Below are 12,143 nucleotides of genomic sequence, written 5' to 3' on the forward strand. Positions count from 1 at the left end.
AACATTCTGAATTAAGTTGTTGCAAACTCTTTATCTAAAATTTTAGATGCAATATATCTTGCAACTCCGTCTTCTGCATTGGTTTGAATTACTTCTAAATTAGGCAAAGCATCTTTTAAAATTGAAGGAGCATTTCCCATAATCAATCCTTTTCCAGTTGCTGACAACATTTGCAAATCGTTAAAACCATCGCCAAACGAAACCGCTTGTTCCATCATAAATCCTTCTTTTTCTAACACTTTTGCAATGGCAACCGCTTTATCTACCGATTTGTCCATAAATTCTAGACAAGTTGGCAAACTAAAAGCATGATGCAAATGCTCTGAAGAGTTAGCTAAAACAGCATCTCTCACTTTTACCAACTTCTCGTGACTATCGCATGAAAAGAAGATTTTAATTGCTTTGAAATCCTCTATCGTTTTGTAATCTACTAATTCTGGACGGTATTTTAATTCGGCTTGAAAAGAATTCAATCTTTCATTCCATTTATTGGTCTGCCACACGTTTTCCTTAAATAACACAACCGTAACATCTGGATCGATTTCGATATTTAATGCCGCTTTAACCACATCGCTGTCCAAATTAAAAGCGAAAAGTTCTTCTTTATCTGGCGAATGAATTCTTCCTCCGTTAGAACTTACCAGATAAACTGGTACTGCAAGTGTTTCGATAATAGCCATGGCATCAAGATGATGACGGCCTGTAGCTACAACAATCAAATAACCTTGATTGTGAAGTTCTTGAAAAATTGATTTGGTGTAATCTGAAATTCTGTGTTGTGGGTTGAGTAAAGTTCCGTCAAGGTCACTTACTACAACTTTTATATTTTTAAGTTTTGTCATATTAATTATCAAATTCGATGATGTGCAAATTTACGGTTTTAAGCTCGGCTAGACAAAGATTACAAGCTCTGAAGGCTAAAATTGAGGTAAGTTTATTATTTATTTAACTATTCCGTTAAATATTGCTGTCTAAACATTTTAAATCTTCACAACTCCTATTTTATATAAATTTATTGCTTTTTGAATTATCGTTTCAATCTGATCCAAAGGTAAATCTTCATTACTATCAAACATCATAATCTTCATTCGAGAACGATTTTCCTGAACCAAAAAAGGCTCATCAAAATGTTTTCCTTCTACAATTCCGATATAAGGCTTTTTGATTTTTTTATGAATCCATAAATAGCAGAACATCTTTTCTCTATAACAGAAAAATGGCATTCCGTATTTTAAAGTATTTGTAATATCTGAATCTTGTTTTAGAATGATTTCTTTTAATGCCAAGAATAATCCTTTTATAGGTTCTTCTTGGTTTAGGTAGAAATCATCTAGTTGTTTCATTTTTTAAATTAAATTTAATAATCAAATCCGTCTTTCCAATCTATAATTTCTTTTGGATGATTATAATCATTTGGATAATTCGCTTTGACAAACTCAAATTGTTCTTTAGTTAGCAATACAATTCTTCCATCATTACCACAACTTATTGGATAAAACTGTTCCTTACTTCCTTGCATTCTAAGCTGATCATTTAACATTTCAATAAAATTCAAATACGCTATAGTCCAATCATAATTGCCAAAATTATTATTGAAAGCTATATGTTCTTTTCCGTTTAATTTTATCTTATGAAGTAAATGTTTATCAGTCTGATCTTCGAATTCATCTGATATCAAAAGTTTTAAATTTAATTTATTAAACAAAACTTTTATAGTTTCTAAATATTGAATTAATCCCTCTCCTTCAAATAATGTTTCTGAATCAATAAAATAGAATCTATTATCGGTAAAACTTAAATCATCTCTCATGTGACCTTCAAAAAAACTTAATTCATCATAAGATTTTTCAAAATCATCTTTCACAATTTTTAAATCTTTTTTGTCAGTGAGATTGAAAAAATTTAATCTATTTAGTTCTGAAACAATTTCTTTTCCTGATAATTTCTTTATATAATTATCGGAGTTTTTATTTTCACTTTTTTGAGCATATAATCTAAATGCGGCAAATAGTAATCCCACTACCAAAATAATTTTACTTTCCATTAATTAGAATAAACAATTCGTTTTTATTTTTAAAAAAAATATTCGTTTTGTATTTCTCCGAATGGAACATACAAAACGAATATTAATAAATGTTAAAACACAATTCACGATTTACATTTAACATTTCACTACAATAATTATTAATCGTGATTTTCGATTTGTTTATAAGCGTCAATCACCTTTTTAACCAATCTGTGGCGAACGATATCTTTATCATCCAAATAAATAATTCCGATACCCTCTATGTCTTTTAGAACCAAAATAGCTTCTTTAAGACCAGAAATAGTTCTTCTTGGTAAATCGACCTGTCCTGGATCACCCGTAATCATAAATTTGGCGTTTTTTCCCATACGGGTTAAAAACATTTTCATCTGTGAATGTGTGGTGTTTTGTGCTTCGTCAAGGATTACAAAGGCATTGTCAAGCGTACGTCCGCGCATAAACGCAAGTGGCGCAATCTGAATTATTCCTTTCAAAATATAATCCTCTAATTTTTCATTTGGAAGCATGTCACGCAATGCATCATATAATGGTTGCATGTAAGGATTTAGTTTTTCTTTCATATCCCCAGGAAGAAATCCGAGATTTTCTCCCGCTTCAACCGCTGGACGCGTCAGAATGATCCTTTTTACCTCTTTATCTTTTAGCATTTTAACCGCCATAGCGACACCGGTATATGTTTTTCCGGTTCCAGCAGGACCAATAGCAAAGACCATATCGTTTTTCTTAATCGTATCAACCAGCAATTGCTGATTTGGTGTCATTGCTTTGATAATCTTACCGCCAACACCATGAACTAAGATTTTATCATGATCATAAGCTCTTTTTTCTTCTTGACCATCACTCATTATTACACGTTCAATTACATTGTCATCAATATTATTATAACGCGTAAAATGAAGCATTAATCTTTGAAATCTTTTTTCGAATTCGTCTAAAACTTCTTTTTCGCCAAATGCCTTTAAAGTTGTCCCTCGTGCTACGATTTTAAGCTTCGGGTAATACTTTTTAATGATTTCTAAATGGCTGTCCTGTGCGCCCCAAAATTCTTTTGGTGCAATATCTACTAGCTCGATTATTCTTTCGTTCAAATGAAGTAGTTTTAAATTAAAAATTCCTTTTAATATTTAGTGGTTGTCGGGTCTTTTTTTAATCACCGTATTCAGTGGCGGTTTTCAGTTTTATCAAAATAAACTTAAATCCGTGTTACTGAATATTGTAACTTGCAAATGCTTTAAAAATTACAAATTGTCTTTTCTTTCTTTCAATTTGTGTTTACTATTATTAGCTTTGCATTTCTCAAATTTAATGAAATTTAGATTTAAATACTATCAATAGTTATAAACAAAATTATGTCAATAATTACCCTTACTACAGACTACGGCTTGAAAGATCACTTTGTGGGGTCGCTGAAGGGTAAAATACTTTCTGAAAATCCAGAAGTTCAAATCATTGACATTTCTCATGACATTGATCCCTTTAATACTGCCGAAGCAAGTTATATTATTGGAGCCGCTTATTTGAGCTTTCCAAAAGGAACGGTTCACCTTATTGGCGTTGATATTGAGCGCAATAAAGAAAACCAGCACATTGCTATGCAGTGGAACGATCATTATTTTATTTGTGCCGATAACGGAATCTTGAGCATGCTGACGCAAAAAATCGTTCCGCAGAAAATTGTGGCAATTAATATCCATGATCGCTTCCCAATTGAAGCTACCGATTTGGATATTTTTATTCAAGTGGCTTCTCACTTATCTAGAGGCGGTTTATTGAATGTTATAGGAAAAGAAATTTCGGCTATTAAAGAAGCTACCGAATTACAGGCTCTTGTAGCCGACGACGGAAATTCTATAAAAGGAAACATTATTTATATTGATCATTTTGGAAACGTGGTAACGAATATTTCTAAAAAACAATTCTTAGAAATTTCACGCGGACGTCCGTACGAAATTGTGATGAGTCCAAAAAGCATCAAAACCATTCTGCCCAATTATTCGGCTATCGCAACTTCAGATAAATATCCGATTAAAACGTATGAAGGAGAAAAACTGGCGATTTTTAATGAAGCAGGTTTTCTTGAAATTGCTATTTTTAGAAGCAATCCTTCTAAAGTAGGTTCTGCAAATAGTCTCCTTGGATTAAATTATCGTGATGTGATTACGATTAAATTCTCGTAAACTAATTTTTAGATTTTAGAATTCAGATTTTAGATTAATTCTCTCGCAGATTTTGCTGATTGAGCAGATTTTTTATTGTTTTTAATATTAAATATAGCCCGTGGTTTCAACCACGGGGACACAACGCATATCACTCAACGTTTCCCGTGGTTGAAACCACGGGCTATGTTTGAAAATACTGTCAAAATAGAATTTAAAAATCGACATTTATAATATTTCAATTTTTATTTAAAACAACAATCAAATTTGGTATTTTTGCGCACCTGTAAGACTTTAGGCAATTCAAAAAATCTAAAATCAACAGTCTAAAATCTAAAATTGAATACATGTTTGTTCGAATAGTAAAAATGAGTTTTCACGAAGAAAAAATCCCAGATTTTCTCGAGAATTTTGAATCGGTGAAAGAGAAAATACGAAACGCAGAAGGAAATCGTTTTTTAGAATTGTATCAGGACAAAAATGATAAATGCGTCTTTTTTACCTACAGTTATTGGGAAACCGAAGAAGATTTAGAAAATTACAGAAACTCTGAACTATTTAATACCGTTTGGGATTTTACAAAAAAAACTATTCAATGCTAAACCAGAAGCATGGAGCGTTGATAAATTGGTGAGTTTAAATTAAAATGATATCTAACCGCAAAGAACGCAAGTTTTTTTCTTAACAAGCTTTATAAAAACGCTAAGTTCGCAAAGCTTTCAGCAAAAACTTTGCGAACATTGCGTAAAACTTTGCGTTCTTTGCGGTTAGAAAAAACTTGAAACAAAATATATGAAGTCTATAATTCTAAGAGAAATAAAATCCTTTTTTGGTTCTCCTATTGGCTACTTGGTCATTGCGATTTTCTTAATCAGCAACGGACTCTTTTTATGGGTATTTGAAGGAGATTACAATATTCTAAATACTGGTTATGCCGATTTAACTCCGTTTTTCACTTTGGCGCCATGGATTTTAATTTTCTTGATTCCAGCCGTGACCATGAGAAGTTTCTCTGACGAAAAAAAACAAGGAACTTTAGAATTACTTTTGACAAAACCTTTATCAATTTGGGAAGTTGTAAATGGTAAATTCTTTGGTTCATTTTTGTTGATCATTTTAGCGATTATTCCAACCTTAATTTACGTAAAAGTAATTTCAGATTTAGGTTCGCCAGAAGGCAATATTGATATGGGAAGTACAATTGGTTCTTACTTCGGACTGTTGTTTCTAATTGCTTCTTATTCCGCAATCGGAATCTTCACTTCTACCCTTTCCGAAAATCAGATTGTGGCTTTTATTGTTGCCGTTTTCCTATGCTTTTTCTTTTATTTTGGTTTCGAAGGGCTGGCCACTTTAATACCTGGTTCAAACAATTTTATTTCGGTTTTAGGAATGCAGAATCATTTTAAAAGTATGAGCCGTGGCGTTATCGATACTCGAGATATTATTTATTTCTTAAGCATTGCTATTGCTTTCTTGTCTTTTACTGTTTACCAATTAAAATCTTTTAAAGCCTAATGAAACTATCTACAAAGCAAAATTTAAAGACATTAGGCATCACTATTTTTATTTTAGTTGTTCTAAATGTTCTCGGAACAATCTTTTTTCATCGTTTTGATTTAACAAAAGACCAACGTTATACCTTATCACCAACTTCGTTAGGGATTGTAAAACAAGTTAAAAATCCGCTTTCTATAAAAATTTATATGGCTGGCGATCTTCCTGCAGATTTTAGACGTTTGCAGCAAGAAACCAAACAGCTATTAGAAGAATTTCAAGCCTATAACAGCAATATTGTTTTTGAATTTGTTGATCCGCTAGAAAATGAAGAAGAAAGTGATGAATTGACAAAATCGCTTTTCCAAAAAGGATTAACTCCAATAAACATTACAGTTGACGACAAAGGAAAACAATCTCAAGCAATGGTTTTTCCTTGGGCAGTTGCAGTTTATAATAACAAAGAAGTTAATATTCCTTTATTGAAAAATATAATGGGAGCTTCTACTACTCAGAAAGTAATCGGATCAATTCAGCATTTAGAATATTCTATTGCTGATGCTATCAATAAAATCACAAAAGACAAACAGAAAAAAGTTGCGATCATAAAAGGAAATGGCGAATTGAAAGAAAGGCATATTGCCAACATGTTGAAGCAGATTCACGAAAGTTATCTTATAGGCAGCTTTCACATTAGATTCAGTTGCTAAAAATCCGAATGGAACTTTAAGAGAACTTAAAAAATACGATTTAGCCATTATTTCTAAACCAACAGAAAAATTCTCTGACGAAGAAAAAGAGGTTCTGGATCAGTTTATCATGAACGGCGGAAAAACGCTTTGGCTAATTGACCAAGTGGCTGCCGATATGGATAGTTTGTATAATGATATGGGCGCAACTCTGGCCTATCCAAGAGATTTAAATCTAAACGATATGTTCTTTAAATACGGATTCAGAATTAATCCTGATTTAATTAAAGACGAACAAGGAACTCCGATAAAATTGGCTACTGGCGAACAAGGAAGCGCTACACAATATCAGGATTTTATCTGGAAATTTGCTCCACAGGTTTTTCCAATGAGCCAACATCCTATCGTTAAAAATCTGGGCGGAATTAAATTCGATTTCGCAAATCCGATTGACACTTTGAAAAACGGAATCAAGAAAACCGTTTTATTGCAATCTTCTCAATATTCTAAAACAATTGGTTCTCCTGTAGAAGTTAACCTGAACATGGTTACCGAAAAAACAACTCCGCAGGATTATTTGAATAAAGGAAATAAACCCCTTGCTGTTTTATTAGAAGGCTCTTTTCATTCTGCTTTTGAAAACAGAGTATTGCCTTTTAAAGACAATTCTTTTACAGCACAAGGAAAACCAAATAAAATGATTGTTGTTGCTGACGGAGATATTGCCAGAAATCAATTGGACAAAAACATGATGCCAGTTGAGTTAGGTTACGACCAGAGAACAGGAAATCTATATGATAATAAAGACTTCGTAATGAATTGTATCAATTATCTTTTAGACGATACTGGACTTATTAACATTAGAAGTAAAGATGTAGAACTGCCTTTATTAGACAAAGAAAAAGTTTACGAAAACTATACCTTTACTCAATTCATAACTATCGGAGTTCCAATTCTAATTTTATTGGTTTTCGGACTTGTATTTACTTTTGTAAGAAAAAGAAAATACAGCAAATAGATGTTAATAAAAAAATGTAATACTTTAGATAGTTTAAGATATATTTGTAATCCGTATATTTAGCCCTTTATTTGCTAAAGCATCCATCAAAAAATAAAATAAAACAGATGAAATTTATAGTATCGAGTTCGTACTTATTAAAACAATTACAAGTTTTAGGTAGTGTAATCAATAGCAACAATACGTTGCCAATTTTAGACAACTTTTTGTTTGAACTAAACAATAATGAGTTGACCGTTTCAGCTTCAGATCTTGAAACGACTATGTCGGCTACATTATCAATCGATTCTACAAGCAAAGGAAGTGTAGCTGTTCCAGCGAAACTTTTGCTTGAAATTTTAAAAACTTTCCCTGAGCAGCCGTTAACTTTTACTGTTGAAGACAATAACACAGTTGAGATTAGCTCTAATTCTGGTAAATATGCCTTGGCTTATGCTGCAGGAGAAGAATTCCCTAAAGCAGTAAGTCTTGAAGATCCATCTGTAACACTTGTTCCTGCAGAGGTTTTAGCAACTGCGGTAAGCAAAACTATCTTCGCAGCAGGAAACGATGATTTACGTCCGGTAATGTCTGGAGTATTCTTTCAGTTTTCACCAGAAGGATTAATCTTCGTAGCAACAGATGCTCACAAATTGGTAAAATACTCTCGTACAGACGTTAAAGCGTCTCAAGTTGCAGATTTTATCATGCCTAAAAAACCTTTAAACATTTTAAAAAGTATTTTAGGAACTTCTGATGCTGAAGTAAAAATTGAATACAACGATTCAAATGCGACTTTCTCATTTGACAATTATATCTTAATGTGTCGTTTAATCGACGGGAAATATCCAAACTACGAAGCGGTAATTCCGAAAGAGAATCCAAACAAATTAATGATTGACCGTTCTTTATTCTTAAGCTCTGTTCGTCGTGTTGCGATTTTCTCTAACAAAACTACACACCAGATTCGTTTGAAAATTGCTGGAGCAGAATTAAACGTATCTGCAGAAGACATCGATTATTCAAACAAAGCAGAAGAAAGATTGACTTGTGATTATCAAGGTGATGATTTACAAATTGGTTTCAACTCTCGTTTCTTAACAGAAATGCTAACAAACCTGCAGTCTGACATGATCATGCTTGAAATGTCTTTACCAAACAGAGCTGGTATTTTAACACCAGTTGATGGTTTAGAAGAAGGAGAAACAGTAACAATGCTTGTAATGCCTGTAATGTTAAATAGTTAACATTAAAGTTTCTTTCTGTTACAGGGATATTTTTTAGTTTTAAATAAAAGATCTATCATTGTAAAAAAAAAGATATCGCTATTAACCAACCATTTTTTATACCTAGAAACCGCAATTCCTATAAAGAGTTGCGGTTTTTTATTTTGTTTCAGGTTTCAAGTCTCAGGTTTCAAGTTGATATGCTTTGTCTTTAATTTTTACCGCAAAGTGCGCTAAGATTTTACGCAAAGTTTGCTAAGTTTTCTTTTCTCTAGGTCTTTATAAAGAATAAAAGTTCGCAAAGCTTTGTGTGCTTAGCATTCTAAAAAAAAATAAACATAAAACTTAGCAAACTTTGCGTAAAATCTTTGTGTACTCTGCGTTCTAAAACAATCCTAAACAAAAACCTTAGCGAACTTTGCGTAAAACCTTTGTGCACTTTGCGTTCCAAAACAATCCTAAACAAAAACCTTAGCGAACTTTGCGTAAAATGTTAGCGCACTTTGCGGTTAGAAAAACGCATAGCATATCAACATGAAACCTAAGACATGAAACCTGAAACAACAATTTTCTATATCTTTGTAAAATGAAAATAGAAATTTGGTCGGACATCATGTGTCCGTTTTGTTATATCGGAAAAAGACAGTTGGAAACTGCGCTTGCAGTATTTCCTAATGACGAATTTGAAATTGAATGGAAAAGTTTTCAGCTTGATCCAACAATCACATCACAACCAGACATGGATGTTTACACGTTCTTAGCAGAAAGAAAAGGCATGTCTATTGAACAATCTAAAGAAATGCACAAAGGTGTCGCAGAACGTGCTAAAAGTGTTGGTTTAGATTATAATTTCGACAAAGCGGTAATCTCTAATTCCTTAAATGCTCATAGAATCATTCAATTGGCCAAAACCAAAAATATGGGCGATCGAATGGAAGAAATATTCTTTAAGGCTTATTTTACTGATGGAGAAGATTTAAACAATGGTCAAACCTTGATTAAATTAGGAATGCAGGCCGGTTTAGAAGAAAATGAAATTAGAGAAGTTCTAGAAAGCGAAGATTTATTTGTTAAAGAGGTACAATCAGATATTAAAGAAGCAGCCGAAATTGGAGTTCAAGGAGTTCCTTTCTTTGTATTTGATCGCAAATATGCCGTTTCGGGCGCTCAGCCTATTGAGACTTTTGTAAAAACAATTCAGGAAGTTTTAAAATAAAACTTTATGCTTAATAAAACGTAAAAGCGTGCTGTCTATATTTAAACAGCACGCTTTTATTATTTAGTTCTACTTAGAAAACTAAAAAAATTAATGTCCAGCTCTACCTTTTGAATCTGTTGATTTTGTTGTAGTGCTTTTTGCTCTAGAACCAGATGTTGATTTTTGAGTTTTTCCAGAATCTTTCATTCCAGATTTCGAATCTTTTCTTGAAGTTTCCATAATGTTATAATTTTTAAAATTATTAATATATACAAAGTTGCGAAATACCTAAGTGCTTATTTTACAGAATTATAATTGAATTTTATAAAATAAAAATTAAGGCAAAATTTTACAGAAACGAATCATGTAAAATTAAATTCAAATCTTATAATTTTTTCAAGTAGCTAATTTTCAAATTTGTATATATCAAAAGTCGAAAATTACAACTTAAAAATAGTAGTTATGAGAACAGATACTGACAACCTAAAAATTGCAAGATTAAACAATCTTAAGTGCAGAAAACCTGATCATATTGATACTGCACATGAAAATGAAGCTTTGGATGAAGAGTTTACTTCAGGGCAAAATCATGATACCAATTATAGAAATCAATGCGATCATTTTTCTGATGGTTGTTACGAAATCGTAGAGAGCGGACTAAATCTGGCTGAGGACAATACTTTTCCTTCCTATAACGAATCAAATCCTTATGACAGCTACAATCTAGATAATGAGGATGACAAATATAACTGTCCACCTTATACAAATTTTGAATACTAAAAAATCTTAAAACAGATATGTCGCCAAAAAATGATCAGGAAGCTATGAATGAATATTTGTCTAATGAAAGAACTTTATTAGCATGGCTTCGCACTGGAATTGGGATCATGGTTTTCGGATTTGTAGCAGTAAAATTTTCCTTATTTCTAAAACATGTTCCCGCTAAACATTTAGCAGAAACTGTCCCGCCCAATAGTAACTTTACCATCTATTTAGGTATTGGTTTATTAATTGCTGGAGCATTGACTATTTTGCTATCATACTTACGCTACATTCACACTATCAAACTATTAAAAAAAGGAAAGTATCAATATTCGACCGCAATGCTTACCTTTATTACAATGATGCTGTTTGTATTGAGCATTTCGCTTATCGCCTATCTAATAATAGCAGCAAGCTCCTAAAAAACAATTATCTAATTATCAAATTTTCTAATGATCTAGTCAAAAAAATGAATCCGCCATTATTACAATTTAACGACAAAGGAATCTACTGCCAGCAGGCCGATGTTTATCTCAATCCGTGGCGGCCGGTAACCAATGCTATTATTACACATGGCCACTCTGATCATGCAAGATGGGGACACCAAAATTATATTACACACTATTCTAATATTCCAATTATAAAACATCGTTTGGGAGACATTAATGTTTCGGGCAAAAACTGGAATGAAACTTTTACTATAAATGGCGTAAAATTCTCTTTTCATCCAGCAGGACATATTATTGGTTCAGCACAAATTAGAGTGGAATACAAAGGCGAAATCTGGGTTTTTACAGGCGATTATAAAACAGAAGACGACGGAATTTCAGTTCCATACGAAGTCGTCAAATGCCATTCCTTTATAACCGAATGTACTTTCGGACTACCCGCTTTTAAATGGGAACCGCAAGCAGATGTTATGACTGAAATTAATAATTGGTGGGCGGAGAATCGTGCAGAAGGAAAAACCTCTGTCCTCTTTGGATATTCTTTAGGAAAAGCACAACGATTATTAAAAAATCTTGACACAAGTATTGGACAGATCTACACGCATGGCGCAATAGAAAATATGACCAATATCGTGCGCCCTATGATTGATTTGCCCCCAACTATACGAGTAACTGCCGAAACTAAAAAAGAAGATTTATTAGGCAATATTGTAATTGCTCCGCCAAGCGCACATGGAAGCACGTGGATTAGAAAAATGACTCCTTTTGTAACAGGAACAGCTAGCGGTTGGATGGCTTTTCGAGGTGCAAGACGCAGACGTGCCGTTGACCGCGGATTTGTCTTAAGCGATCACTGCGATTGGACCGGTTTATTGGAAAGCATAAAAGCAACAGGCGCAGAAAGAGTCATCTGCACTCATGGCTATTCAGATATTTTCTCAAGATATCTAAGAGAATTAGGTTACGATGCCCGAACAGCCAACACACAATACGAAGGAGAAACAAATGACACAGAGGAAAGTTAGATAGGTTAAGAGTTAGGAGTTAAACGTTAAGAGTTAAATGTTATTCGATGTCTAACTCCAACCTATAACCTATAACCTATAACCTATAACCTATAAC

The 12,143-nt window shown here is 32.9% G+C and carries 12 protein-coding genes and 2 pseudogenes; 9 read left to right on the forward strand and 5 right to left on the reverse strand.

The features are described 5' to 3' along the window. Positions 1-11: 11 nt before the first annotated feature. The 4 genes from ACPWTF_RS00095 to ACPWTF_RS00110 form a co-directional block, all read right to left on the reverse strand. The gene (locus tag ACPWTF_RS00095) at positions 12-842 is read right to left on the reverse strand and encodes a Cof-type HAD-IIB family hydrolase (RefSeq protein ID WP_427873874.1); all 831 of its coding nucleotides are present in this window, start codon (positions 840-842) and stop codon (positions 12-14) included. A gap of 138 nt (positions 843-980) precedes the next feature. Next, positions 981-1,343 (reverse strand): DUF1801 domain-containing protein, encoded by a 363-nt coding sequence (locus tag ACPWTF_RS00100; RefSeq protein WP_427873875.1) that lies wholly within the window; start codon positions 1,341-1,343, stop codon positions 981-983. Between the two features lie 14 nt (positions 1,344-1,357). Further along, positions 1,358-2,044, reverse strand: a complete 687-nt coding sequence (locus ACPWTF_RS00105) for a hypothetical protein (protein ID WP_427873876.1) — start codon at positions 2,042-2,044, stop codon at positions 1,358-1,360. Positions 2,045-2,184: 140 nt separating this feature from the next. After that, positions 2,185-3,135, reverse strand: a complete 951-nt coding sequence (locus tag ACPWTF_RS00110) for a PhoH family protein (RefSeq protein WP_427873877.1) — start codon at positions 3,133-3,135, stop codon at positions 2,185-2,187. A 261-nt stretch (positions 3,136-3,396) separates the two neighbouring features. On the opposite strand from ACPWTF_RS00110, the gene ACPWTF_RS00115 reads away from it, so the two are divergent. The 6 genes and pseudogenes from ACPWTF_RS00115 to ACPWTF_RS00140 all read left to right on the forward strand — a co-directional run bounded on the left by ACPWTF_RS00115 (position 3,397) and on the right by ACPWTF_RS00140 (position 9,828). Further along, positions 3,397-4,224, forward strand: coding sequence for an SAM hydrolase/SAM-dependent halogenase family protein (locus ACPWTF_RS00115; RefSeq protein WP_427873878.1), 828 nt, complete (start codon positions 3,397-3,399; stop codon positions 4,222-4,224). Between the two features lie 326 nt (positions 4,225-4,550). Next, positions 4,551-4,848: pseudogene (locus ACPWTF_RS00120) on the forward strand (putative quinol monooxygenase). Positions 4,849-4,995: 147 nt separating this feature from the next. Next, positions 4,996-5,721, forward strand: a complete 726-nt coding sequence (gene gldF, locus ACPWTF_RS00125) for a gliding motility-associated ABC transporter permease subunit GldF (protein WP_427873879.1) — start codon at positions 4,996-4,998, stop codon at positions 5,719-5,721. Continuing rightward, positions 5,721-7,407 (forward strand): annotated as a pseudogene (gldG, locus tag ACPWTF_RS00130) (gliding motility-associated ABC transporter substrate-binding protein GldG). The gene gldF and the pseudogene gldG overlap by 1 nt, the downstream one beginning before the upstream one ends. A gap of 107 nt (positions 7,408-7,514) precedes the next feature. Beyond that, a complete protein-coding gene (dnaN, locus tag ACPWTF_RS00135; RefSeq protein WP_095930019.1) occupies positions 7,515-8,633 on the forward strand; it encodes a DNA polymerase III subunit beta in 1,119 nt (372 codons plus the stop codon). A 565-nt stretch (positions 8,634-9,198) separates the two neighbouring features. Beyond that, complete coding sequence (locus ACPWTF_RS00140; RefSeq protein ID WP_427873880.1) at positions 9,199-9,828, forward strand: DsbA family oxidoreductase; 630 nt, start codon at positions 9,199-9,201, stop codon at positions 9,826-9,828. A gap of 90 nt (positions 9,829-9,918) precedes the next feature. On the opposite strand, the gene ACPWTF_RS00145 is transcribed toward ACPWTF_RS00140, so the two are convergent. Further along, positions 9,919-10,050 carry a hypothetical protein gene (locus tag ACPWTF_RS00145; protein WP_256469706.1) on the reverse strand — a complete coding sequence of 44 codons (132 nt, stop codon included), beginning with the start codon at positions 10,048-10,050 and terminating at the stop codon, positions 9,919-9,921. A 222-nt stretch (positions 10,051-10,272) separates the two neighbouring features. On the opposite strand from ACPWTF_RS00145, the gene ACPWTF_RS00150 reads away from it, so the two are divergent. Genes ACPWTF_RS00150 through ACPWTF_RS00160 form a run of 3 tightly spaced genes read left to right on the forward strand, consistent with a single transcriptional unit; the run spans position 10,273 to position 12,046 of the window. After that, positions 10,273-10,590, forward strand: a complete 318-nt coding sequence (locus ACPWTF_RS00150; RefSeq protein WP_427873881.1) for a hypothetical protein — start codon at positions 10,273-10,275, stop codon at positions 10,588-10,590. 17 nt (positions 10,591-10,607) lie between these two features. After that, the gene (locus tag ACPWTF_RS00155) at positions 10,608-10,994 is read left to right on the forward strand and encodes a YidH family protein (RefSeq protein WP_379800706.1); all 387 of its coding nucleotides are present in this window, start codon (positions 10,608-10,610) and stop codon (positions 10,992-10,994) included. A gap of 47 nt (positions 10,995-11,041) precedes the next feature. Continuing rightward, on the forward strand, positions 11,042-12,046 hold the full coding sequence (locus tag ACPWTF_RS00160; RefSeq protein ID WP_427873882.1) for a ligase-associated DNA damage response exonuclease: 1,005 nt from the start codon (positions 11,042-11,044) through the stop codon (positions 12,044-12,046). The last annotated feature ends 97 nt before the right edge of the window (positions 12,047-12,143 follow it).

Origin of the sequence: Flavobacterium sp. MMS24-S5 (assembly GCF_050320125.1) — a bacterium.
Lineage (GTDB): Bacteria > Bacteroidota > Bacteroidia > Flavobacteriales > Flavobacteriaceae > Flavobacterium > Flavobacterium tyrosinilyticum.

Bases quoted from the DNA above. Each gene is read 5' to 3' on its own strand.
- ACPWTF_RS00115 (WP_427873878.1), top strand. From the start codon at position 3,397: ATGTCAATAATTACCCTTACTACAGACTACGGCTTGAAAGATCACTTT.
- ACPWTF_RS00105 (WP_427873876.1), bottom strand. From the start codon at position 2,044: ATGGAAAGTAAAATTATTTTGGTAGTGGGATTACTATTTGCCGCATTT.
- ACPWTF_RS00145 (WP_256469706.1), bottom strand. From the start codon at position 10,050: ATGGAAACTTCAAGAAAAGATTCGAAATCTGGAATGAAAGATTCTGGA.
- ACPWTF_RS00100 (WP_427873875.1), bottom strand. From the start codon at position 1,343: ATGAAACAACTAGATGATTTCTACCTAAACCAAGAAGAACCTATAAAA.
- ACPWTF_RS00160 (WP_427873882.1), top strand. From the start codon at position 11,042: ATGAATCCGCCATTATTACAATTTAACGACAAAGGAATCTACTGCCAG.
- ACPWTF_RS00095 (WP_427873874.1), bottom strand. From the start codon at position 842: ATGACAAAACTTAAAAATATAAAAGTTGTAGTAAGTGACCTTGACGGA.
- dnaN (WP_095930019.1), top strand. From the start codon at position 7,515: ATGAAATTTATAGTATCGAGTTCGTACTTATTAAAACAATTACAAGTT.
- ACPWTF_RS00155 (WP_379800706.1), top strand. From the start codon at position 10,608: ATGTCGCCAAAAAATGATCAGGAAGCTATGAATGAATATTTGTCTAAT.
- gldF (WP_427873879.1), top strand. From the start codon at position 4,996: ATGAAGTCTATAATTCTAAGAGAAATAAAATCCTTTTTTGGTTCTCCT.
- ACPWTF_RS00150 (WP_427873881.1), top strand. From the start codon at position 10,273: ATGAGAACAGATACTGACAACCTAAAAATTGCAAGATTAAACAATCTT.
- ACPWTF_RS00140 (WP_427873880.1), top strand. From the start codon at position 9,199: ATGAAAATAGAAATTTGGTCGGACATCATGTGTCCGTTTTGTTATATC.